The sequence below is a fragment of the Lysinibacillus sp. NPDC093197 genome (assembly GCF_044754025.1).
In the GTDB taxonomy this organism is placed as follows: Bacteria; Bacillota; Bacilli; order Bacillales_A; family Planococcaceae; genus Lysinibacillus.
This window is the reverse complement of the sequence record NZ_JBIVOH010000003.1, coordinates 326,437-350,579: the sequence shown is the minus strand read 5'-3', so window position 1 is coordinate 350,579 and position 24,143 is coordinate 326,437. Positions and strand designations below refer to the sequence as shown.

18 protein-coding genes are annotated in these 24,143 nt (G+C 37.2%); 14 read left to right on the top strand and 4 right to left on the bottom strand.

Annotation, left to right across the window (positions count from 1 at the left end; all coding sequences use genetic code 11):
* Window positions 1-23: 23 nt before the first annotated feature.
* From ACIP9G_RS11595 to ACIP9G_RS11575, 5 genes are all read left to right on the top strand, one after another.
* A complete protein-coding gene (locus tag ACIP9G_RS11595; protein WP_401019647.1) occupies window positions 24-1,196 on the top strand; it encodes a saccharopine dehydrogenase family protein in 1,173 nt (390 codons plus the stop codon).
* Window positions 1,197-1,205: 9 nt separating this feature from the next.
* The gene (locus ACIP9G_RS11590) at window positions 1,206-2,399 is read left to right on the top strand and encodes an acyl-CoA dehydrogenase family protein (protein WP_401019416.1); all 1,194 of its coding nucleotides are present in this window, start codon (window positions 1,206-1,208) and stop codon (window positions 2,397-2,399) included.
* Between the two features lie 386 nt (window positions 2,400-2,785).
* On the top strand, window positions 2,786-3,760 hold the full coding sequence (locus ACIP9G_RS11585) for a helix-turn-helix transcriptional regulator (protein ID WP_401019414.1): 975 nt from the start codon (window positions 2,786-2,788) through the stop codon (window positions 3,758-3,760).
* 69 nt (window positions 3,761-3,829) lie between these two features.
* A complete protein-coding gene (locus tag ACIP9G_RS11580; protein ID WP_401019644.1) occupies window positions 3,830-4,288 on the top strand; it encodes an SRPBCC family protein in 459 nt (152 codons plus the stop codon).
* A 219-nt stretch (window positions 4,289-4,507) separates the two neighbouring features.
* Window positions 4,508-6,607, top strand: a complete 2,100-nt coding sequence (locus tag ACIP9G_RS11575; protein WP_401019413.1) for a beta-propeller domain-containing protein — start codon at window positions 4,508-4,510, stop codon at window positions 6,605-6,607.
* A gap of 175 nt (window positions 6,608-6,782) precedes the next feature.
* Here ACIP9G_RS11575 and ACIP9G_RS11570 read toward each other — a convergent pair whose 3' ends face one another.
* Window positions 6,783-8,189: a polysaccharide deacetylase family protein gene (locus ACIP9G_RS11570; RefSeq protein WP_340821136.1), complete on the bottom strand. Its 1,407-nt coding sequence runs from the start codon at window positions 8,187-8,189 to the stop codon at window positions 6,783-6,785.
* Window positions 8,190-8,561: 372 nt separating this feature from the next.
* Here ACIP9G_RS11570 and ACIP9G_RS11565 point away from each other — a divergent pair, with 372 nt between their 5' ends.
* Both ACIP9G_RS11565 and ACIP9G_RS11560 read left to right on the top strand, forming a co-directional pair.
* On the top strand, window positions 8,562-9,314 hold the full coding sequence (locus ACIP9G_RS11565; RefSeq protein ID WP_340821135.1) for a threonine/serine exporter family protein: 753 nt from the start codon (window positions 8,562-8,564) through the stop codon (window positions 9,312-9,314).
* Window positions 9,315-9,326: 12 nt separating this feature from the next.
* The gene (locus tag ACIP9G_RS11560) at window positions 9,327-9,794 is read left to right on the top strand and encodes a threonine/serine exporter family protein (RefSeq protein WP_401019409.1); all 468 of its coding nucleotides are present in this window, start codon (window positions 9,327-9,329) and stop codon (window positions 9,792-9,794) included.
* Between the two features lie 91 nt (window positions 9,795-9,885).
* On the opposite strand, the gene ACIP9G_RS11555 is transcribed toward ACIP9G_RS11560, so the two are convergent.
* Complete coding sequence (locus ACIP9G_RS11555; protein ID WP_401019406.1) at window positions 9,886-11,907, bottom strand: EAL domain-containing protein; 2,022 nt, start codon at window positions 11,905-11,907, stop codon at window positions 9,886-9,888.
* A 186-nt stretch (window positions 11,908-12,093) separates the two neighbouring features.
* On the opposite strand from ACIP9G_RS11555, the gene ACIP9G_RS11550 reads away from it, so the two are divergent.
* The 4 genes from ACIP9G_RS11550 (at window position 12,094) to ACIP9G_RS11535 (ending at window position 17,979) form a co-directional block, all read left to right on the top strand.
* Window positions 12,094-12,987, top strand: a complete 894-nt coding sequence (locus ACIP9G_RS11550; protein ID WP_401019403.1) for a DMT family transporter — start codon at window positions 12,094-12,096, stop codon at window positions 12,985-12,987.
* Between the two features lie 75 nt (window positions 12,988-13,062).
* Entirely contained in the window at window positions 13,063-14,784 is a 1,722-nt protein-coding gene (locus ACIP9G_RS11545; RefSeq protein ID WP_401019401.1) for an ABC transporter ATP-binding protein, read from the top strand.
* A complete protein-coding gene (locus ACIP9G_RS11540; protein ID WP_340821130.1) occupies window positions 14,784-16,616 on the top strand; it encodes an ABC transporter ATP-binding protein in 1,833 nt (610 codons plus the stop codon). Before ACIP9G_RS11545 ends, ACIP9G_RS11540 begins: the two co-directional genes overlap by 1 nt.
* Window positions 16,617-17,112: 496 nt before the next feature.
* Window positions 17,113-17,979: a GNAT family N-acetyltransferase gene (locus ACIP9G_RS11535; protein ID WP_401019398.1), complete on the top strand. Its 867-nt coding sequence runs from the start codon at window positions 17,113-17,115 to the stop codon at window positions 17,977-17,979.
* Window positions 17,980-18,362: 383 nt separating this feature from the next.
* Here ACIP9G_RS11535 and helD read toward each other — a convergent pair whose 3' ends face one another.
* The gene (gene helD, locus ACIP9G_RS11530; RefSeq protein WP_401019395.1) at window positions 18,363-20,591 is read right to left on the bottom strand and encodes an RNA polymerase recycling motor HelD; all 2,229 of its coding nucleotides are present in this window, start codon (window positions 20,589-20,591) and stop codon (window positions 18,363-18,365) included.
* Between the two features lie 135 nt (window positions 20,592-20,726).
* On the opposite strand from helD, the gene ACIP9G_RS11525 reads away from it, so the two are divergent.
* Window positions 20,727-21,446, top strand: coding sequence for a glycerophosphodiester phosphodiesterase (locus tag ACIP9G_RS11525; protein WP_401019393.1), 720 nt, complete (start codon window positions 20,727-20,729; stop codon window positions 21,444-21,446).
* A 92-nt stretch (window positions 21,447-21,538) separates the two neighbouring features.
* On the opposite strand, the gene ACIP9G_RS11520 is transcribed toward ACIP9G_RS11525, so the two are convergent.
* Window positions 21,539-22,561: a DUF2804 domain-containing protein gene (locus ACIP9G_RS11520; RefSeq protein ID WP_340826375.1), complete on the bottom strand. Its 1,023-nt coding sequence runs from the start codon at window positions 22,559-22,561 to the stop codon at window positions 21,539-21,541.
* A gap of 184 nt (window positions 22,562-22,745) precedes the next feature.
* Here ACIP9G_RS11520 and ACIP9G_RS11515 point away from each other — a divergent pair, with 184 nt between their 5' ends.
* Entirely contained in the window at window positions 22,746-23,240 is a 495-nt protein-coding gene (locus ACIP9G_RS11515) for an amidase domain-containing protein (protein ID WP_401019391.1), read from the top strand.
* A gap of 102 nt (window positions 23,241-23,342) precedes the next feature.
* On the top strand, window positions 23,343-23,915 hold the full coding sequence (locus ACIP9G_RS11510; RefSeq protein ID WP_340821125.1) for a nitroreductase family protein: 573 nt from the start codon (window positions 23,343-23,345) through the stop codon (window positions 23,913-23,915).
* Window positions 23,916-24,143: the final 228 nt, after the last annotated feature.

The window sequence follows — 24,143 nt, the reverse complement described above, 5'->3', positions numbered from 1 at the left end:
ATCAATGAAAGGGGATGTTCATGATGAAAGTTGTTGTATTAGGTGCAGGATTGATGGGGAAAGAAGTAGCTCGTGATTTAATAAAAAATAACAATGTTGAACGTGTTATTTTAGGAGATATCGACGTAAATACAGCTCAAAAATTTGTAGATACATTAAATACAGATAAAGTTGAAGTAGTAGAGCTGCATGCGGAAAGTGATGACTCGTTAACATCGGTTATTGCAAAAGGTAATGTTGTTGTGAATGCACTGTTCTATTCGTTCAATGAACGTGTGGCAAGGGCTGCGATAGAGGCAGGTGTTCATTCTGTAGATTTAGGAGGACATATCGGTGGTGTAACTGACAATATTTTGGCATTACATGAAGAAGCAAAGGCAAAAGGTGTGACAATCATTCCTGATTTAGGTGTAGCACCAGGTATGGTGAACATATTAGCAGGCTATGGCGCAACAAAACTAGATGAAGTAGAATCTATTAAACTATATGTAGGAGGCATTCCTACAGAGCCGAAGCCACCTTTGCACTATACGCGTGTCTTTTCTCTTGATGGTGTATTTGACCACTATACACAGCCTTCTAAAATGATTCAAAAAGGCAAGCTTGAAGAAGTTCCATCATTATCAGGAATTGAACCTATATATTTCGATGGTTTTGGTGTGCTTGAGGCATTTTATACATCGGGTGGTATTTCCACTCTTTATAAGACATTCCCAAATGTCCACACATTAGAATATAAAACGATTCGTTATAAGGGGCATGCAGAGAAATTTAAATTATTAGCAGACTTAGGATTTTTAGATGCTAGTAATAATGTAGAGCTGGAAAATCAAGAAGTGCCTGTAAGAGCGGTTGTCAGGGAAGCACTGAAGAAAAAACTTGAACTAGGAACGAAGCCTGATGCGGTGCTATTACGTGTAATAGTAGCAGGTGAAAAGGCGCAACAGCAGGTCACATATGAGTACGAAATGGTTGTACGTAAAGATATGACAATTAATGAGACAGCGATGGCTCGTGCTACAGCAAATACAATTTCTGTAGTAGCACAAATGATTGGCGATGGGCTTATTACAGAACGTGGAGTATTTGCTCCAGAAACCATTGTACCAGGAGAGCCGTATATTAAAGAAATGGCTAAGCGTGGTGTTGTCATTAAGGAAACATCTCATAAGTCTGCAATGATTGTGAAATGGTAGGTGAAGGCCTTGAATTTCGAATTTACAACAGAGCAGGAAATACTAAGAAAAACTGTACGCCAGTTTGTTGATGATGAAATAATGCCACATATTGCAAAGTGGGATGCAGAGGGGAGCTTTGATGCAAGCATATGGTCAAAGCTTGCTGAGCTCGGATTTATGGGTGTATGCGTACCTGAAAAGTACGGTGGCAGTGGCATGGATTATAATGCACTTGCTATCGTTTGTGAGGAACTTGAACGAGGGGATACAGCTTTTCGAACGGCTGTATCCGTCCATATAGGTTTAAATAGTATGACGTTAATGCAATGGGGCACTGAAGCGCAAAAACAGCAATACCTTGTGCCACAGGCGAAAGGTGAACGTATTGGGGCATTTGGGTTGACTGAGCCTGGTGCAGGTTCTGATGTAGCGGCAATGACTACCACCGCAGTTCGAGATGGTGATTGTTATGTGTTAAATGGGCAAAAAACGTGGATTTCTTTATGTGATATAGCTGATCACTTTATTGTTTTTGCCTATACAGACAAATCGAAAAAACATCATGGCATCAGTGCCTTTATTGTTGAACGCTCAATGGAAGGCTTTTCATCCAAGGCGATTAAAGGGAAGTACGGAATTCGTGCAGGCAATACAGGAGAACTTTTTTTCGAGGACTTGCGCATTCCGGTTGAAAATCGTTTAGGTGAAGAGGGAGAAGGCTTCAAAATTGCCATGTCTGCATTGGATAATGGCCGCTTTACAGTAGCAGCGGGTGCAGTTGGTCTTATTCAAGCGTGTATTGAGGCAAGTGTGAAATATTGTCATGAGCGTGAGACATTTGGCAAGCCAATCGGTGAGCATCAACTTGTCGGCCAAATGATTGCCAAAATGGAAGCAGGCTATCAAATGAGTCGTCTGCTTGTTTATCGAGTTGGTGAGTTGAAAAATAATGGAATTCGCAACACAAGGGAAACTTCGTTGGCAAAGTGGCAGGCTTGTGATTTTGCCAATAAGGCAGCAGATGACGCGCTGCAAATTCATGGTGCGTACGGCTATTCAGATGACTATCCTGTTGCGCGTTATCTTCGTAACTCTAAAGCGCCAGTAATTTATGAAGGCACACGAGAAATTCATACCATTATGCAAGCCGATTATGTACTTGGTCGACGGAACGATAAGCCGTTAGCCAAAATGTTACCTAAATGGCCATTTGATGAGTAAAAGAGAGGTATTATATTTTTTAATGTTAAGCTAACCAATTAATTAGTTTAGCTGAGATGCTCGACAAAAGGCGTCAAGATTATTTCTTGATAATGCCTTTTGTCATTTTTTTATTTTTAGGTGCCAGGCACTCACGCAATTCTAAATTTTCATACAATATTATGTATTGGTAAGAAAAAAATCTACGAAGACTCCTGTGGAAATTGCTAGTTCGTAATAGAAATCAACGGCAGTAGCCATCTACAGTCTGAGCTGAACTTCGTATAGGAAATATTTTACCTACCTTTATTTAAATGCCACAGTAAGATATTTATAATAAAGTAGAATGTTCTTCCAGAAGGAGCGCGTTAAGTGGATTTGAATTTCGGAGAAAGGAATCTTTGTATATGTCTAAAATGGTTAATATGCTTTCTATATTATGGCTCCTTAAAACAAGGAAACAATTGACTGCAAAGGAGCTAGCTGAAGAATTAGAAATCAGTATCCGTACGGTATACCGTTATATTGATGCTCTATGTGCAAGTGGCGTACCAATCATTTCAGATGCAGGGCATAACGGTGGGTACAGTTTACTAAATGAATTTACAAAGGCCCCTTTATTTTTTAACCCGGATGAGCAGAAAGCGCTTGTACACGCTGCAAAATTTGCAATAGATGCCGGGTATCCTTTTAGTGAAACTTTAGATGAAGCCATTTCTAAATTGAAAATGTATACAAACGAGGAACAACTGAATCATATTAATAATCATTTAAGAGGATTTGAAGTTATACATCCGACTGTTGCACCTTCTTTAAAATCTATTCTTCAAGATTTAGAAATGGCTGTTGCAGACAGTTATAGTGTAAATATCGTTTATCATAAAGAAAGGGAGATTGAACCTCAATCTCGTTATATCGACCCTTATGGTATTGTATATTGGAAAAGTAAATGGTACACAGTAGCTTATTGCCATTTGCGGAAAGAAGTGCGGAGTTTTCGAATTGATCGTATTCAATCATTGTCCAAAACAGATCAAAAATTTGATCGGCCTTTTGGATTCTCAGCACGTTCTTACTTTTTAAAAGACCTTTTACCTGATTCGAATCAGCGTGATAAACTCGTTTCAGTCCGTATCGAAGGTAATGCACATGTGCTAGATGATTTATGTCAGCATTGGTTATTCAATCATGCTTTAATAGAGCGAAAAAATAATCAGGCTCTATTTAAGGTTGATAAAGAGTCCATTCATCGTTTTGTACCTTACTTTCTTCTTCCCTATGGTAAATCACTTACTATTTTGGAGCCAACTTTATTACAGGAAAAATTGGCAACTATTAGCTTTGAGTTATTCAAGCATTATCAAAATACTTCACTTCACTGACCGTAGATGTCAGTGAAGTTTTTTTATACTGTAAATGTTCAAAACAAAATTATAGGAGGCATAAAAATGATGAAAGATTTAAAATATCAATTTTTTATTGCAGGTACACCTGAGGAAGTTTGGAAAGCACTTATCTCTCCGGAAGGTACAAAACAAATTTATTATGGTTCTGTCATTAACTCTACATTTCAAGTTGGCGACCTTTTGGAATATGTCGGTCCAGGTGTAGATGGAGATAAAACAGTACATGTATACGGCAACGTATTGGAATATGAACCAAATCGGTTACTGCGTTTTACTCACTATCCTGGAAAGTCTTATGTAAAGGAAAATAAAGCATTGGAATCAAGAATTTCTTATCTTTTAGAGCCTGTTGGATCATGCACGAAATTGACGCTTATTCATGACCAATGGAAAGAAGGCGATGCCTCCTATGACAACAGTGACATAGCTTGGTGGATGATTTTAAGTAATACAAAAACTTTAGTAGAAACAGGTAGCACGCTAGATTTTGGTGAATGTTTATAAGAGGAGAAGGAAGGACAATCCTTATTAGCAACCATTAATAAATAATCCATTTTGATAATCCTTTTATCAAAATGGATTATTTTTAGTTACCGACAAGCTGCTCGAAGTTTTGTTTCAATGTATCGCTTTTATTTTTTTATAAAATTTTTTCTTTAAATGTAACTTTATAACACTTCAGTAGTCTAATTATAAAACAAGTATATGAAGGAGTGGAAAATAATGAGAGGTAAATGGTTAGCCATAATGATTATCGTTGTTTTAGCTGTTTTGCCAGGGGTCTTCACATTTATGGTTTCCCCAGAAGCGCATGCTAAAGCAACAAGTACAATTATATCAACGCAAAGTTGGACAGCATCCTTTACACAAGCTTTAAAATCAAAAAATATAACGGATGAATTTGTCTATGTTACCGATGAAGCGGGGCAAAGAGTGACAGCAACAATTACGTTGGGAGAAGATAAAAAATCACTTATTGTTAGTAAACTTTCTCCTGGTAGTTATCGATTACATGTAAATAAAGAAGCATTCGCTTATAGTACGCTTAAGACGACATCCCATGATATTGCATTTACCGTTATTGAAAAACTAGAGCCTGTAAAATCTGAAAAAGAATTGCAACAATATTTTGAAGCTATTATGGCAAATGGTAATAGGGAGCCCGAAATGGGCATTCTTGAGGATAGTGCCTCAAGCAGTAAAGATAGCGCACCTTCAGCTAATAGTTCTTCTACGACAAATAACCAAGTAGAAGGTGTCGAAGAGGGCGATATAGTAGTTGTGAAAGATGGTTTTATTTACGCTATAAAAGATCAAAGTATAACTGTTGTTGATGCAAGTAATCCTAAAAACTTGAAGCTGGCAACGACAATTAAACAAAAGGAATCTCAATATATTGTGAAGTTAGCATTATACGATAATGTATTAATTGCAATAGGAGAAGACTACATTGAAAAATCAGGCACAAGCATGTCGACGGCCGTTTTTTATGATATTACAAATCCGAAAAATCCAAAATTTATTCGTGAAGTTGCTCAAGAGGGCTATTTACAGGATATGCGAATTACAAATGATACGCTGTATTTAATCGGCAATATGCATCCAAATTATTGGATTCTTCAAGAGGAAGGAACGCAAGATTTAAAGCCAAAAATGTATGATAGTGTAGACAGTGAGGAATACAAAAGCTTACCTCTTGATAAGATTTCAATTTTACCAAACACAATGGATGGCACGTATAGTTTAATTACAGCAATTAATTTAAAAAATGGAGCTAAAACTTCTGCTAATACTAAAGGTTATTTAGGAGGTAGTAGTGGACTTTATATGTCAGAAGATGCGCTATATTTAACTACACCAATTTATGATGGCAATCAAGCAGTTCCATTCGGAGGTATCATGGACAGAATCTGGATGCCTCTATCAAGTAATACACAAGTATTTAAATGGGATTTAGATGGAACAGCCATGAACTTTGTTGGTACGAGTGAAGTTAAAGGCTCTGTGTTAAACCAATATTCAATGGATGAGTACGAGGGGAATTTCCGCATTGTTACGACTGAAGGCAACATGTGGGATGAGAAAAATATTTCCCGAAACCATTTGTTTATTTTAGATAAAAGCTTAAAGGAGATTGGTGCAGTAAAGGATTTGGCGCCAGGGGAAAAAGTGTATTCAGCACGCTTTATGGGAGAGAAAGCATATGTCGTAACATTTAAACAAGTTGATCCACTATTTGTTATCGATGTAGCAAATCCGAGAAAGCCAACAGTACTAGGTGAATTAAAAATCCCAGGGTTTAGCAACTATTTACATCCATTAGATGATACACACCTAATTGGAATTGGTTATGATACGGAAGAACGTTTTGATCCTTATACGAAGCGTAATTTCACGGTAACGACTAATATGAAAATGTCGCTATTTGATGTTACAGATTTTAAAAACCCAAAAGAGCAATCTACAGTGAAAATTGGTGGAAAAGGCTCTTATTCAGACGTACAATACAATCCAAAAGCATTGTTCCGCAATAAAGAATATCATTACTTCGGCTTCCCAGTCGTGCTTTATGAGGCAGGGAAGGACGATGAAGTTGTATACCAAGGTCAAGGTGCACAAATTTATGAAATTACAGCGGAGAAGGGTATTGCACTAAAAGGAAATATCATTAATAAAAGCACGGGTGAACCATATGAAAATTGGGAGCAAAACGTCCAACGTGTAGTTTATGTAGAGGATACTTTATACACAATTGCACGCAATGAAGTAAAGAGCTACCAATTAAAAGATTTCAAACCGCTTGATACACTAAACATCAATTAATGGTAGCAAAGGTGGTGACTCCTGCGCCGAACAAACAAAACGTAAGACGTAACAACCCTCGCGTTAGCGGGGGAGCGTCTTACTGTTCTAAGCGAGAAGAAACCACCAAAACGGACATCAATGGCATAGCAAAAAAGTGTTAGATTGATTTTAGTCAATCTAACACTTTTTCTATTCATTGACGATATGGAAGAATTTCAGATACTGTAACAAATTCATAGCCCTCTCCTTGTAAATAGGCGAGTACAGCATCGAGTCCATCTGCTGTTGATTGATGAATATCATGCATTAAAACGATGGAGTTATTGTGCAAATTACTTTTAATATACGTTAGTAATAATTGTGAATTACGATGTTTCCAGTCCAATGTGTCAATACTCCATAGTACTACAGGAACTGGTATTTTTTCATTTATTTCATCATTGGTCGCTCCATATGGTGGTCTAAAAACGGTTGCGCCCTGATTAATTGCTAATTCAATTTCATTAGCAGTTGATGTATATTCTTTTAATACTTGTTCTAACGGCATTTTTGTCAATACAGGATGGTTCCATGTATGGTTTCCAATTTCATGACCACGTGCAAGAACATCTCTGGCGATATCAGGATAGTGTTTTACACGACTGCCAAGCATAAAGAATGTAGCTTTAGCATCGTATTTGTCGAGCGTATTTAAAATTTGCTCTGTAACTTTCGGATGTGGACCGTCATCAAATGTTAACGCAATACGTTTAACATTTGGATCTCCTGGGGAAACAGGAGGTTTAGTTGGTTCCATTGTCTCCATAGCAATTTGGAATTCAGAGGCTAACAATGGATTGATAAGTGAAAGTGAAAGCTTCACTATAGGTGCACCTGCTGATCCACTTGCAATTTCATATTCGTCAAAGTAAAAATGTATCGAATCATCGACAATGGCAAACCGATTAAAGTTTTCCCACTTTGGCTCCGTCACTTTAAGTAGCTCATCTTCATTTAGTACTTCTTTTAACTGAAGGTTTTGTTGTAAATCTTTGCGAACATAGGCTGCTAAAGTTGATAAGTTATTGTTATCGTTTTGTAATAACGTTTGTATATTAATTTGTTCACCTGTCTCGTTATTATAGAAAAATGTTGTTGTTGAAACGACATGATTAGCTCCGCCTAAATACTGCATTTTCGTCAAGACAAATGAATAGTAGTGCTCGTGATATGGGAAGGTCTCTAAATTTATAGTAAGCTCACCCTTAGCCTCTTTATTCTTATTATTTTTCATAGATGACAGATAGTTGTCTTTAGCATCCGTAATATATTGTAATACGGTCTCGTTAAAAACTTTATTTTCTGTTTGTGGATAGTGAACGGCAAAAGGTGAGCGTTTATCGTTAGAAACGTCAGATACAATACGTATGCCAGGAAACGCAGAGTTTTCTGTGGATAAATTAGATTCACTATTTGTGTCTTTCGAGGCACTTATTTTTTGAAATTTAAATTCGTCCTTAGATAGTATAATAACAAGGATGATGGATATTAATGTAACAATGAGCCCAATTAACAATAAATCAATTATTGGGCGGCGTCTTTTTCTGCGCTCCTCTATCAATGTTGGTTTGCTCCTTTCTATAATTATTCTTCTATAAAATCAGACGTACGAGACATTGGAAAAGTTATAGAAATCTACAAATATTTTATATAATTAAATAGAAATATAATAAAAAATAGAATATGTAACAGTTTTTTATAACCACCACGTGAATAACTTATAAAGACTCGATTTTGCAATCTGTATTTTTCAGTTTTAAGCTCAATTAAATTCGATTAATAAATGGATTTTGAACTGAAGGCATTGTATCATTTAGCGACAGATACAATTATTCCAAAATATAATTGATAATATCGAAGATTTTTGGTTGAGTTTTTATTTGCAGTTCGTTACTATATGCAAGGAACCTTTTGAAGGAGGTAGATAACTGGAATGCTATCACATGAAGTGGATAATGAATTTACTATTGACTGCTTGTTACTTGCAGGGCGAATTATGATTGAAAGTGGTGCAGAAACATATCGTGTTGAAGATACGATGCTACGTATGGCACAATCTCAAAATATGCTAGATGCGCAATGTTATGCTACACCTACAGGTATCATTTTTTCGTTAGGCAAGACACAGCCGACGAGAATCACTTCGATTTCCAGTAGGGTTACTGATTTACAAAAAATATCCATGGTAAATTCAGTATCTCGTAGACTCACATCTCACATAATATCATTAGAAGACGCTTATGACGAGCTAAAGACGATACAAAAAACAAATTATTTTTTGCCAATGTATATACAAGTATTTTCAGCAGCACTTGCGAGTGGCTGTTTTCTAATTATGTTTAAGGGTGGATGGTCTGATTTCCCTGCAGCATTTATAGCAGGAGGGTTAGGGTTTCTTACTCTTATTCTAATGAACCATTTAACAAAAGTGAAGTTTTTCTCGGAGTTCACAGCTTCGTTAATTATTGGTACGATTGCTTTTTTTGCGGTGAAATTTAACTATGGTACAGAAATTGATAAAATTATTATTAGCTCTGTTATGCCACTAGTACCAGGTATTTTAATCACCAACGCGGTAAGGGATTTAATGGCAGGTCATTTTATGTCAGGGATGGCAAAGGGAGCAGAGGCGTTTTTAACAGCTTTTGCTATCGGTTCAGCAATTGCCGTCATCCTATCATTTTAGGGGGCGGGAAAAATGGATATATTCGTACAATTAATTGTGAGCTTTTTTTCAACGGCCGGAATCGCAATTATTTTTAATGTTCCTAGAAAAACCTTGTTCCATTGTGGTTTTGTAGGTGTGATTGGCTGGATGATTTATTATTTATTAACAGAGCACGGTATGGACGTTGTAGACGCTTCGTTTTTTAGCTCATTTATCATAGCGATAGTTGCGCATTTATATGCACGTCGTTTTAAAATGCCGATGATTATCTTTATTGTAGCGGGAATAATTCCCCTTGTACCAGGGGGGATGGCTTACAATGCAATGCGAAATGTAGTGGAGGATGATTATTTACAAGGCTTACAGTATGGACTGAAGGCGTTTTTAATTACAGGTGCAATTGTTATGGGCCTAGTATTTGCAGAAGTATTAATGCAGTTTGTGTTTCGGGCTGTACGTTCGAGCAAGTCAAAGCTGCAAAGGACTTACAGAAAATAAATGCTATGTAACTCTAGATTATGAAAAGTAATAAAAAAAGAGCTGCTCCGTAAGTGATTGTATCCTTAGGAACAGCTCTTTATCTTGTTTTTTATTTTACAAGTAGTGCCTCGATTTCTTCTGGTGTAACAGGTTTGCTAATGTGAAATCCTTGAATAGTATCGCAGCCATAAGTAATTAACAGATTAGCTTGCTCAGCCGTTTCAACACCCTCTGCTACCACTTTTAGTTCCATGGATTTGCCTAACTGTATCATACCATGCATAAGCTTTTGTGATTTTTCGGATTTTAATAACGAACTAGTAAATGCTTTATCAATTTTTAATGTATCAATCGGTAAAATTTGCATATAGCGGAATGAACCATAACCTGTACCGAAATCATCTAAGACGAAAGCGATGCCCTCGTTTTCAAGCTTGCGCATTTGTTGTGTAATAAAGGTTGCAGCTTCGGCTTCCAATGCAAATTTCTCTGTAATTTCAATTTGAATAAGGTTTGCAGGACAATTTGTTTTTGCTAACATTTCAAGAATTGACTTGGCCATGTTTTTGTCACGGAATTCACGGACAGACGAGTTAATCGCCACCTTTAAATTGAAACCAGCCTTCTTCCAAATAAGCGCTTGTTCGCAAGCCCTTTCCAGCATAAACGAACCAATATTGTTTATTAGCCCTGTTTCCTCAGCAATTGGAATGAGCTCATCTGGTGAAACTACGCCAATAACTTCATCTTCCCAACGAACTAGTGCCTCTACAGCTGTAATTTTACCCGAGTAAACGTCAACTTGTGGCTGATAAAGTACTTTTAGGTTTTTCTGATCAAGTGCTTGTAGTAGACGTTTTTCAATTAATGCTTTACGATTTAAAGCTTTATGTGTTGCTTTTGAAAGGGAGACAATTTTGTCGCCACCAGCTTCGCGAACCGTTGTAATCGTTGCGATAGACGCTTTCATTAGCTGAGAGAAGGTAGTTTGATCCTCAGGGAAGCGTGTAATCCCGCCACTAATTGAAATAGGAACTGCAATATTGCTGCTATAAATCGGATGCTGTTGTAAATAGGACAAGAAGCCTTGAATAAACCATTCACTTAAAGGTGTAATGACAACGAAATCATTTTCGTTAATACGTGCCATTGTACTGTCCTGGAAGTACATTTTGATACGATTTGTAAATTCAATAATAAGACTTTGGTTTATTTGTTGATCATGTAATTCTTTTAATGTGTAAAACTTATCGATACTTAAATAGACGAAGGAGAAGTGTTTTTCTTCCTCGATCATTTTGGAAATTACTTTTTCTAGTCGATGAGCATTCATTAAGCCTGTTTCTGTATCTATGTAAGCAATTTTTTCAAGCTGATGTTGTATCGTCTTAGATTTTGTAATATCCTTTTCAATTAAAATAAATTGTTGCTCATTAGCTTCTAGATTAAATGTTGGGATAGCTGTGAGAAGCACCCAATAAGACTGCCCTGTTTTCGTAACTTTTTCAATTTCGCCTTGCCATGTGTGACCATTATTTAAATTGCGCCAAATTGTATTTGTAATTTTTTCACTTACTTCATTTTCAGGGAACAACTGCCAGAATGTTTTGCCGATAACACGCTTTGGTGTCCATTGGCTAATTTTTAAAAACTCTGCATTACATTCTAAAATAAATCCATCACGATCAAGCGTTACGGTCATAAAAGTAGAGTCTAAACCTTGCTTTAAGTCTACATAAGTACTACTGTTTGAAACCGAATTAATCATTAACTCTGGTAACATAAACATAATGAGGATAAGGTGTTCACCCTGTTCAAAGTATGGCTTAGCTAGCATTGCTGTAATGATTTCTTCATCAGCTTGGGTGCAAACTTGAACCTGATCTATATATGTACTTTCTTCATTTTGTAAAATCGATTGAAACGTCTCATTTGAAAGATTTCTTAGTAGATTTTCATGTATGGATGGAGTAGTATGTCCTGTAATGTCATTGACTGAAAAACCAAATAATTCTTCAGCGTGTTTTCCTGAAATAGTTGCTTGTCCATTTTGTGTTATAACAATTGCAGGAAAAGGAAGTGAATTTATATAATGCTCATCTATCGTAAATGATTTGTGCTTAAGACTCATGATTATTCGATCTCCTTGGGTAATCTATATATACTAATATTATAGAGAATTATCGGGAATTAGTCATTATGAATATATTTGTAAATATTTGATAATCGGAAAAGATAGGACTTTTCTAATGAGATAAATGAAAAGTTTTGAAGAAAAATAACAATTTTTAGTACGTATATAGGAAGCGGGAATTGGATGGAACGATTAAAAGGTATTCTTTTTATTATCTCTGGAGCGATGCTATGGGGGGCAACTGGACCATTAATGGAATGGTTACTCAATCATACAGCATTGACAGTTTCTTTTATGCTGACAATTCGGTTGTCAGTTGCAGGTATTGTCTTACTTACATATTTGTTGCTAACGGGTAAAAATATTTTTTGTATATGGCAACAAAAGCTTTGGAGTAGGCAGCTCGTCATCTTTGGTATCGTAGGGATGCTCGGTGTGCAATACGCTTTTGTCGGAGCTATAAATGAAAGTAATGCAGTTTTAGCTACGTTACTTCAATTTTTAGCGCCAATATTTGTTGTTGCTTATGTCTCTCTTAGTTTAAAGAAATGGCCACCTAAATATCAAGTGTTAGGTATTATTGGCACGTTAGTAGGATTATTTCTGCTACTAACGAATGCTTCATTTGATTCTTTATTAGTTAGTAATAAAGCCTTATTATGGGGAGTAGCGGTTGGATTAACTTTTGCATTTTACACACTATATCCTGCACGTCTTATGAAGGAATGGAATGTGCTCCTTGTTGTAGGATGGGGAATGTTAATTGGTGGTGTAACATTAGGCACATTAAGTCGTGTATGGCAATCAAATCAGTGGATTGTCTTTGCAGATTTAAAAATTACTGGGTTAATGATGGCGTTAATTTTTACAGGTACTTTAGCATTTATACTATTTTTAAGTAGCATGAAGTATATTACAGCTGTCGAGACGAGTATCTTATCTAGTATTGAACCTTTAACGGCGATGGTGATTTCAGTAATTGTATTTGGCACATCGCTAGGATTGTGGCAATTAGTGGGAGTTTTCGTTATGCTTGTATGTGTAACGTGGCTATCTATTGCAGGTGAAAAAGCATAAATTTATTATTTGTGTAGGTTATTTTAACTACCTTCAGTGTAAATGATAGTTCTTCTCAAATAAGGGGGAGAGAATGTGAAAGTAATTTTTTCGTATGTAAAACCATATAAGTGGACTGCAATTTTTGCATTATGTTTGATGTTGATTGAATTATTTGTAGAGCTTGTTCAGCCACTTATCATGGCCAAAATTATTGATGATGGTGTTCGCGGTCAAAATAATGACATGATTATTCAATGGGGAGCCATTTTACTTGTTTTATCTTTTATCGCCTTTATATCAGGCGTCGTCAATTCTTATTTTTCATCACATACTGCGCAAAGCTTTTCTTTTGATTTGCGCAATGCTTTGTTTGACAAAATTCAATCCTTTACATTAGCTACATATCAAAAGTTTTCTACGGCTTCGCTTATTACTCGGCTAACTAATGATGTAACGCAAGTTCAAACAGTACTGTTTATGAGCCTTCGGATTATGCTCCGCGCACCACTAGCTGTTGTTGGGAGCATCGTCATGGCTTTTGTTGTCAATGCAAAGCTAGCACTGTTTTTAGTTATTGGTACACCGCTCATTTTCGTTTTCCTTATTTTTATGGTTGCAAAAGGTGTGTCATATTTTGGGCGAGTACAGAAGCGTGTGGACCGTTTGAATCGTGTCCTTCAAGAAAATTTGCAAGCGATGCGTCTAGTGAAGGCTTATTTACGTGGGGCATATGAGGCTTCGCGCTTTGAGCAGGTTGCTTCACGATTAAAGGTGGATACTGTCAAAGCTCTGCGTACGATGGAGTATATTATGCCTGTATTATTGTTTGTAATGAACATGAGTTTATTGGCTGTACTTTGGTTCGGTACAAAGCAAGTTGCTGCTGGAACGACACCGCTTGGTGATATTGTAGCTATCGTCAATTATGCAATGCGTATGACAGGTTCATTTTCAATGTTTGCTTTTATTATAATTTTTTATGCACGTGCAAAAGCCTCAGCAGAACGTATGACAGAGGTGCTTGCTGTTGACAATGAAGTAGAAATTACTTCGTCATCTAAAGAAGGTGCAGCTAACGACTTGAAATTAGGCGAATTAGCATTTAAAAATGTAAGCTTCCACTATCCAGGTACAGACACTGCTGTATTGTCTAACGTCACTTTTCAAGTGAAGTCGGGTGAAAAATTAGCAATCATGGGGGCTACAGGAGCTGGTAAATCAACATTACTACAGCTTATTCCACGCTTTTATGATGTGTCGGAAGGACAGATTTTTGTAGAAGGAAAAGATGTGCAGCAATGGGATCTACAAGAGCTACGTGACATTATAGGTTATGTACCGCAGCAATCTTTATTATTTACAGGGAGTATTGCTGACAATGTTCGGTGGGGCGATACAGAAGCTGAAATGGACGAAGTGCTCAATGCAACAATGCAGGCACAAATTCACGCATCTGTAGAAGATTTCCCAAGTGGTTATGATACCCGAGTAGGGCAAAAGGGCGTTAATTTATCAGGTGGTCAAAAACAAAGATTGTCTATTGCTAGAGCGTTATTAAGAAAAGGACATATATTAATGCTTGATGATAGTACAAGTGCACTTGATGTTAAAACAGAGCAGGCACTATGGGATGCGCTTAGTGAAGAAAGAGCAACGATGCTCGTGGTCACACAAAAAATTCGGACGGCTAAAGGTGCAGATCATATTTTGTTAATTGATGCAGGCGAAGTGGTTGGATATGGGTCACACGAAGAGCTTCTGCAAACTTCTGAACTGTATAAAAAAATCGCAATCTCCCAACAGGAGGTGGAATAATGGGATTTTTCCAAAAACCTTTTGGCTATGAGCCGATTTTATCGAAAGATGATGTAAAGCAGGTCGTAAAGAAAAAGAAAGGTCCACGTGCAGCAGATTGGAAAAGTACACTTTGGCGTTTATGGAAGATTGTCGATGAACAACGTATGCTATTAATTGTCGTCCTGTTACTCGTAATGGCAAGCTCGATTTTGGCACTTCTAGGACCGTACTTAATAGGCAAAATAATTGATATATATGTGATGCATGGTGAGCTTAAAGGATTAGGTAGTAAAGTTATGTTACTTGTTGGTATTTATTTACTTTTAGCAGTCGCTTTATTTTTACAAAACTTTTGGATGATAGGGATTGCCCAACAAACGATTTATCGACTGCGTACAAGTGTTTTTGCTCATTTTCAAAAGCTACCGATTTCGTATTTTGATAGACGACAACATGGCGAATTAATGAGTCGTATGACAAATGATATTGAAGCAGTAAGCTCGACTTTGAATAGCTCTTTTATTCAAGTATTTTCGAGTGTGTTAACGCTTGGCGGCACGATTATCATTATGCTGAGCTTAAGTCCGTTGTTAACGATCTTAACAATGACAATTATTCCAATTATGTTTTGGGCGATGCGCTGGATTACCCGTCGAACGGCTCCGTTATTTAAGGAACAACAAGCAGCCATAGGAGCGCTTAACGGCATGATCGAAGAAACAATATCAGGGCAGCGAATTGTTAAAGCCTTTTCACAGGAAGAACGTGTAAAGGCAGAATTTCGCGACAAAAGTTTACGGTTGAAAAATACGGGCTTTTGGGCACAGACGTACTCGGGTTATATACCGAAAGTCATGAACTTTTTAAATAATATGAGCTTTACAATTGTTGCAGGTATTGGTGGAGTACTAGCACTATACGGTCATGTGTCAATTGGGGTAATTGTTATTTTTACAGAATATGCTCGCCAATTTACACGACCATTAAATGATTTGGCAAATCAGTTTAATACGGTATTATCAGCTATAGCAGGAGCTGAACGTGTATTTTCTTTACTTGACGAACAGCCTGAAAAGGAAATGGCTGCTGCAAAAAAACATACATTATTAGGACAGGTAACATTTCAACATGTGTTTTTTAAGTATGATGATGCACAGGAATCCTACACATTAAAAGATATTAATTTTACGATTGAGCCTGGGCATACTGTTGCATTGGTAGGTGCAACTGGTGCTGGAAAAACAACTATTCTACAGTTGATTGCTAGGTTTTATGAGGTGACAAAGGGCGATGTATTATTCGATGGTGTAAATGTACAGCACATTGATCGGGAGGCACTTCGCTCACAAATGGCCTTTGTGTTACAAGATCCATTTTTATTCGAAACAACAGTAATGGAGAATATCCGTTATGGTCGTTTAGATGCTAGCGATGATGAAATTGTGGAAGCAGCACAGCTTGCTAATGCTCATGATTTTATTATGAAACTAAAGGATGGTTATGACACTGTTCTTACGGCAGATGGACGTGAGATTTCCCAAGGACAAAAGCAATTACTATCGATTGCACGTGCACTAATTGCTAATCCGAAAATTTTATTGCTTGATGAAGCAACAAGTAGCATTGACACAGTAACAGAATTAGCAATCCAAGAGGCGCTCGATAGGCTTATGCAAGGACGAACAAGTTTTGTAATTGCACATCGGTTGAACACTGTACACAATGCGGATGTTATTTTAGTTATGCAAAAGGGCGAGCTAGTTGAAGCTGGATTACAGCATGAGTTAATTGAATCTGGTGGGATTTATGCCCAAATGCTAAATTCCTCAACACATCATTTAGATGAGTAGTGTGAAGAGAGCCGTGTAGCACGAGTTGTTGGTAAAAAGGCAGTTTACCTGTCAACCTAGAAAAATCGGCGGTAAACCTTTGGAATGCATCGGTAGTAGTTTCGTTTATGTGTTGGTCTATTGTGTAGAGTGATTTCTTTTATGAAATCGCTCTTTTTTACAATGGGAGGCATCCTGCCAATAGTAACAGTACATGATTATTCAATATAGTCATTCCGTTTTTTAATAATGTAATTTATTTGAATAAATGTTATAATAATTACAGTAAATATAATTATTTAATTTCTTATAAGGCATCCTATATAATAATTTATAACTAATGCCTTCTAGTAAATTTCATTTACTTTGAAGTACAATAGTAGTATAAATCCTTCTGTTTTTTCTGTATTTGAAGTAAAATTGCTGATTATTAGAAAAGGGTATTATAATTTGTTGCCAGTTTATTTTCTTTCTTGCTACAATAGGGCAATAGTCTGGTTTAAGAACGGAGTAAACAATGAACATTTCAGTAATTACAGTGTCATTCCCGCTGGACAAGGAAACACTGAATGAATTAAAAATATTATGCGAAGAAGCAACCTTAAATGATTATCGTGTATATGAAACGATTATGAATATTCCATTAGCAGGCTCTTTTGAATCAAAAGGTTTTATGGTGCTCGCTTATGAAGATGATAATGATGAATTAGTTGGTGCTGCAAGTGCTATTGATTTAATGGGGCTACATACGTATGAATGGTCGTTAGTAGTTTCTCCAGCTTATCGCCAAAAGGGAGTTGGGACAGCATTAGTAAACGTATTACAAGCTGGTCTACAAGAGCGAGGAGCGGAAGGTCAATTAGCAGTAGTTATTGATGGATCTCCCTTTGGACATACATTTATCGAAAAGTGTGGTTATTCATATAGTTTTTCAGAAGCGACGCTGGAAACGAAAGCAGAGTCAGTTGAACTACGAAATGATATTCATATAGCCCCATTTGCAGAAGAACAGACTGAATTGATCACTATTTATAGTGAGGCGTTTGGAGATTTGCCATCAGAATCGGAGGAACTAATTGCCTTTAATACGTCAACGAATGGTCGGAAATTATGGGTAGCACATAAAGACGGTCAAGTTGTAGGTACGGTGGCAACAGTTAAGGAAAATGAAATACAATGGGTGACAGCCCTAGCAGTTCATCCGCAGTATCAAGGGCAAGGAATCGGTACAGCTTTATTGTCTTTTTCAAAAGACTATGCAAGTAAACAAAACGCTAAATTTGTCATGCTTGATGTAGAAATCGAAAATAGAAAAGCGATTTCGATTTATGAGAGAGCAGGCTTTATGAAAGCACAGCAACTAGACTATTATGTGAAAAATTAAATGATGGGTGAGGAGTGAGCAATAAGCTTCACTTCTCACTTTTTTATTTTTAAGATACTGTTAAAATCTTCTTTTTTATCATAAATGTGTACTATGTCCATATAGTATTAATAAGCCTGAAGAAAGGGGTCGTTCTCATGCGTATGCCAGCATTGCCGAAAAAAAAGTCTCCTCCTAGGGAAGCACCTCGCTCATGGTGGAAAGTTGTTAAAGCGTACTTATCAAAAGGAAAGTTTTACAGACTACCACCGCGACATAAATAATTTTGTAGTTTTATTTATCTAATATGATTGAGCAAGGCTATCCAACGTTAAAATAGCATGCTAGGGGGCTATATCCTACTGTGCTATTTTTTAGCTTATAAAAATATGAAATAAAGAATTTTAATTATCTAATAAAAATGTTTTTTTTGATGGACCGATTAAATAAAGCTCATGCATTGCACGAGTTAGTGCAACATAAAGTAGCTTTCTATCAATTTTAGTATTAAAGAAAGGGGTATCAAATGTAGCAACAATGACAGCATCAAATTCCAGTCCTTTTGCTAAATGGCTTGGTACTACAAGTAATACTTGCTGATTTATAGACTCATCCTCAGTGAGAAGTTGACAAGGGATAGCATCGTTCATCAAAGCCTGTTGCATTGATTTGGCTTCAGCTGTAGTTTTACAAATTAAAGCAATCGACTGATGCCGGTTTGCTCTAATACGATCAAAAACTTCTTTAATTTGCTGCGTATTAAAAGAAGCTGCCTGTATAAAAGTTGGCGCATCCCCATGACGGACTACAGGCTCGACTAAAGGTAGCTGCTCATCCATTTGCATTAAAATTTGGTTAGCGACCTCCATAATTTCAATGGTTGTTCGGTAACTTTTTTGAAGTGTTCTGAAGCTGGCACGAGGGAATAAATTTTGCACAGGCTCCCAAGCTGTTAATGAGCGGTAGCTATGAATTCCTTGTGCTAAATCACCTACCATTGTAAACATATCGGTTTCTAACCCTGCTTTTAGAGCGGCTAGCTGGAATAGACTGTAGTCCTGTACTTCATCGATAAAGACAACGCGCATTTTCCACTCATCTGCAATCCCTTTTAGTCGTGCCTGTAAATAATAGAGAGCAGCTAAATCTTCTAGCATCCATTGCTCTTTAGCATGTGCTTGTAAAAACTGCTGTTGCTCTAAATAATGCCATTCTGGTGCGACTTCTGCTAATAACTCGGCATTTGTTAAAAGTGTACGATAGAGCGTTTTTACATTATATTTTGCAAAGCGGCGCATATAGACAGATACAGTCGATTTTGCTTCTTTTTCAATTGCTGGCATACGTTCATCACGTTCATCTATAAATTTAGTGACAATGTTTTTACGCTTCTCTGCATCACGAATACCATTAAGTGCTTTGCCAAGTGCTTCATCGTACTTTGCATGTAACATATTTAAGACAGCTTGTTTCTTTTGCCGAACATGGCTGGCTAGCACTTTTTTAATGTGTGCGAGTCGTTTTTCAATTGGCATATATGAAAATTCGTATAAAAACAACTTTTTTAAATGTGAGGCACGCATTATACGATATTTTTCAATAAATACATCTTCGAATTGTTCAGCGATTTGCAGTTCGATTTTTTGTAAATAGCGTTCTATCATATCGCGATAATAGAGGGAACCCTTAACTTCAGAAATCCACGCAGTAGGCTGATCAGCGCCACCTATTACTAATGATTCCAGCTGTTCGTTAGGATTACGAAGCTTTAGTTTTAATTTAGTTGCTGCAAGGACATAATCTGAAAACGTAGTTTGGCATATTTTATCAACACCAAGCTCTGGTAGGACATCGCCGATATAATCGATAAATAGCTTATTTGGTGCTAAAATCATGAGCTGCTCAGGATTAAAATGTTCGCCCATTGTATATAAGAAGTACGAGATACGGTGCAAAGCAATTGTTGTTTTTCCACTACCAGCGGCACCTTGAACGATAATTGGCTGACGAAGATGTGCGCGGATAATATCATTTTGTTCTTTTTGTATGGTGGAGACGATTTCTGTTAGGCGTACATCTGCTTTTCCTGCTAATGCCTCTTGAAGTAATTCATCATTTGTCGTTAAGTCAATATCCCGAATATCGAGTAATTCTCCATCTTCGATTTTATATTGTCGCTTGGCAAACAAATGTCCTTTATGAATTTCTCCACGTACATCATATTCCATATCTCCTAGACGCCCATCATAGTAAACATTGGCCACAGGTGAACGCCAGTCTACAATAATCGGTTCATGCGTATCGCGGTGAAACAAGGATGTTTTTCCGATATACAAAAATTCCTCAGGATCACCAGTCTTTTGGAAATGAATTCGAGCAAAATATGGCTTTTTTTGTACGGCTTCTAAGCCTTCCTTTTGATTTCGAGCCATTTCAAAGAAGCGAGCGTTTGTTAAAATATTCAAATAACTTAAACTAGAATCTAAATAATCAAGATCTGCCATGGACTTCCGAATATTTTCTTGCGCAGATTGCAAATCACGCTGTGATTCATTTAAGATTTGTTGCATATAATTTTGGGTGTATGCTAGCCTCTCCAGCTCAGCCTGAAAATCCGGGTGTTTTACAGTCATTTTTAGCACCTCCTAAGTACTTACAAATTCAAGTAGATTCTCATACTACTATACAAAATTTTACCTATCAAGTGTAAATATCATAATTCACTTATTGTTATACTATTAAGTAAAGATTAGAAGGAGGTTTTGCATTTGGATCTATTTGCACATAGAGGTGTATCTGCACACTATCCTGAAAATACAAAAGCTGCTTTTTATGCGGCTTCCAAGCTACCAATTGCGGGCATTGAGTTGGACGTTCATGTCACTGCGGACGGGGAGGTAGTAGTCATCCATGATGAAACGATTGACCGTACATCAGACGGTTCAGGCTATGTGAAAGACTTAACGCTTCAACAGCTTCGTTCATATGATTATGGTTCGTGGTTTGCAGAAGAATATAAAGGTGAGAGTATTCCAACATTAAGTGAAGTATTAGAGCTTTTCGTTGCTACACATCACCGTATCAATATCGAGCTAAAAACAGATATCTTTCCGTATGAGGGAATTGAGGTGCTTGTGTTAAAGGAAATAGCGAAGCACCAAATAACTGAGCGAGTAATTATTTCTTCCTTTAATCATGAATCGCTTCAAACTGTATCTCAGATGGCGCCATACATTGAAACAGCGGCTTTATTTGCTGAAATTTTAGTTGATTTTACAACATATACGGCAAAAATCCCTGCAAATGCTATCCACGTTAGTTTACCAACAGCATTTAGGAGATCAATAGGTGTAGCACTTGAACAAGGGGCAACGATACGTGTATACACAGTTAATGACCTAGAGTATGCGAAACAATTGCAACAGCTTGGTATACAAGCTGTTTTTACAGATGACCCAGAAGCAATACTAGCAGGCTTAACAAAGTAAAGAGGCTAATAAGCAAAAAAATTCGCGATACTTTTTGAAAAGAGGGCGAATTTTTTTGCAGCACATATGAACTTAATAAGTATTTTAGGCACTTACCATTTTGCTTGATGTTCCTCGATACAACCAAGCATTTGCTTAATAACGAGTGTCTCACCATTATCTAATAGAACAGTACCGTCATAATAGCCAAACATCTGGTGTACTTCCGATTTGACGAGTTTTGCATTTGTTGCGGCAATACGTTCAAAAAATGGGGAAAATGTTAGAGAGACTTGATTTGTGAATTTCGTCTTCACTTTCCAGCGTTGCATATAGTCCTCACGATCATAATCGAATAGTAAGTCCTCATGTATTTTTGTCATTTTTCCATCAACAAAAACCGCATTTTCAGTCATTCCAGTACCATCAGTCCATTTACCACCTAAGTTGAGTCCAATGCGTCTGCCACGAACTCGCTGAGATGCCATTCCCCAATTCCATGTGGCTTCTCGAGGCCAAACACCCCGCCCGTAATCAAGTACAGCAAAACTTTCCTCGGGAGTAAATGTAAAGTGACGATTACCGATAGTCACATCTCCTGATGTAGGGAGTATATGATGCTTCCCTGTAAATTGGAATGTTCTACGATTCCATGGAATGACGACATTCAACGATTCGTCCGCAGGTGGATGCTGAATAATTAAATTCGCACTTAGGGCATCGCCATCAAATGTAGGGATTGAAACAGATAAATGTGTTTCGTTTTGAATATAAGTCATATCAATCGACATTTCACTATTACTGAAAGATACGGATTCAAGCACGTGTGTCGGCATTTTAAGCTTGCCACCAAGTGGAACTGTTATTGTCTTTTCAAAATAGCGCTGAGTTTCATATTCAAGGAAATATACGAAGCAGACTGCTGCGTAATCGAGATGACTAATAGTTGCGGAGAATAAAATCTCATCACCATAGACACACCAATAATTCCATTTCTTTTTACGCATAATATGACCACTTAAATTGCTATTTATGAGAGGTTTTCGTGCAAATCCAATAGCAGCTGGATTTAAATTACCTTTTTTATCGCATAAATGAGTAGGCTGTAAGATTTCTTTCTCAGCATGCTGCTTCACATTCAACATCCCTTCTGTTCATAAAATAAAAAAATGCCAATTTGTTTAATCTTATTGTAGCAAAAACTATCTTGAAATTGGAAAAGATAGCGCCTGATATAACCGTTTTCAGCAATAATACGATGAAGGACCTAATTAATAGAACGAATGATGTGGTCATATGATGGTCATAAGGAGGGGAAGCGTGGCCAAAATGTATAACAGACAGGCAGCTGTTCAATATGCGAATTTATGGTGGAATAGACGCAATCCAGCATTTCCAAACTTTGATGTCGATTGTACGAATTTTATTTCGCAATGTTTACTTGCTGGAGGGGCACCGATGAGAGGTGCGCCAAATAGAGAACGGGGTTGGTGGATTCAGCAAGGCAACTGGAGTTTTAGCTGGTCTGTCGCACATTCTCTTAGATGGTATTTAGAAGGCTCAAAAACTGGTTTGAAGGCTACACGTGTGCAATCTGCAGAAGAGTTAGAGCTTGGGGACATCATATTTTACGATTTTCAAGGAGACGGCAGAATCGATCATTCTGTTATTGTCACGAGTATACAAAATGGAGTTCCTTATGTGAATGCACATACTTCCGATAGTATTAACAGGCCATATCTTTATCAGGATTCTACGGCGTATACCCCTAATATGACCTATTACTTCTACCATATAGATGATAGTTTTGCTTAGAGAGTTGGCGGTTTTAAAGCTCATCATTTTGTGATAATGTTGGAGATAGAACTAATGACGAATAATCAATATTCTAATATAAATAGAAGGAGATAATAAAAAATGAGTGAACAATTATTATCAGTAAGAGAAGCAATTATAAACCGCCGTTCTATAAAGAAATTTAATGGGAAGCCGGTAAATCGTGAAGAATTATTGAGCATTATTGATGATGCTATATGGGCACCAAACCACGGTAATCGTGAGCCTTGGCGTTTAGTTATAGCTTGTGATAATGAGTTAGTGGCAGTTCAACATTTATTGCGTGATATAGCTATCCCAAAATGGCAAGATCTTTCTAGTGAAGATTTAGCTAAGCAAACGACGAAATTTACACTACCAGGTGGCTTTGCTTTTGTCATTGTGCCAGAGGATGCGCGCCAAAAAGAGCGTTTAGAAGATTATGCTGCAGCGAGTATTTTCATTCAAAATATCCAGCTGTTAGCTTGGGAGAAAGGCATCGGCACTTGCTGGAAAACACCAGGCTTTTTAGACAATCCGAAATTCCGTGAGGCATTGAAAGTACAGCCAGGTGAACGTGTAATTGCAATGCTACAAGTCGGATATTTTGATGAAGTTCCAAAAGGGAAAGAACGAAAAAAATCAGCAGAATTTGTAACAAATTTCGGTGAATAGACGATTGAAAAACCCCCCTGCCAAACTGAAATAACCGTGTCTAACTTTTAGGGGTCACTTCAAAACTGGTGAGGGGGTTTCTATTGTGTTCAAATGCATTGTGAGTAATTCTAAGAAAAACCGTCGTGCTTCGTGGAAAACGAAAGTGGTTGGTGCATAATTGCATAATCTTACAGGAATTTAGAGGAGGGCACTAGTTGTTGGTAGCGTAGGTGGCGACTCCTGCGG

Coding starts and splice junctions, on each gene's coding strand:
- helD (WP_401019395.1), bottom strand. CDS start 20,591: ATGACTGTAAAACACCCGGATTTTCAGGCTGAGCTGGAGAGGCTAGCA.
- ACIP9G_RS11565 (WP_340821135.1), top strand. CDS start 8,562: ATGCTATCACATGAAGTGGATAATGAATTTACTATTGACTGCTTGTTA.
- ACIP9G_RS11540 (WP_340821130.1), top strand. CDS start 14,784: ATGGGATTTTTCCAAAAACCTTTTGGCTATGAGCCGATTTTATCGAAA.
- ACIP9G_RS11585 (WP_401019414.1), top strand. CDS start 2,786: ATGTCTAAAATGGTTAATATGCTTTCTATATTATGGCTCCTTAAAACA.
- ACIP9G_RS11575 (WP_401019413.1), top strand. CDS start 4,508: ATGAGAGGTAAATGGTTAGCCATAATGATTATCGTTGTTTTAGCTGTT.
- ACIP9G_RS11560 (WP_401019409.1), top strand. CDS start 9,327: ATGGATATATTCGTACAATTAATTGTGAGCTTTTTTTCAACGGCCGGA.
- ACIP9G_RS11510 (WP_340821125.1), top strand. CDS start 23,343: ATGAGTGAACAATTATTATCAGTAAGAGAAGCAATTATAAACCGCCGT.
- ACIP9G_RS11550 (WP_401019403.1), top strand. CDS start 12,094: ATGGAACGATTAAAAGGTATTCTTTTTATTATCTCTGGAGCGATGCTA.
- ACIP9G_RS11555 (WP_401019406.1), bottom strand. CDS start 11,907: ATGAGTCTTAAGCACAAATCATTTACGATAGATGAGCATTATATAAAT.
- ACIP9G_RS11580 (WP_401019644.1), top strand. CDS start 3,830: ATGAAAGATTTAAAATATCAATTTTTTATTGCAGGTACACCTGAGGAA.
- ACIP9G_RS11595 (WP_401019647.1), top strand. CDS start 24: ATGAAAGTTGTTGTATTAGGTGCAGGATTGATGGGGAAAGAAGTAGCT.
- ACIP9G_RS11535 (WP_401019398.1), top strand. CDS start 17,113: ATGAACATTTCAGTAATTACAGTGTCATTCCCGCTGGACAAGGAAACA.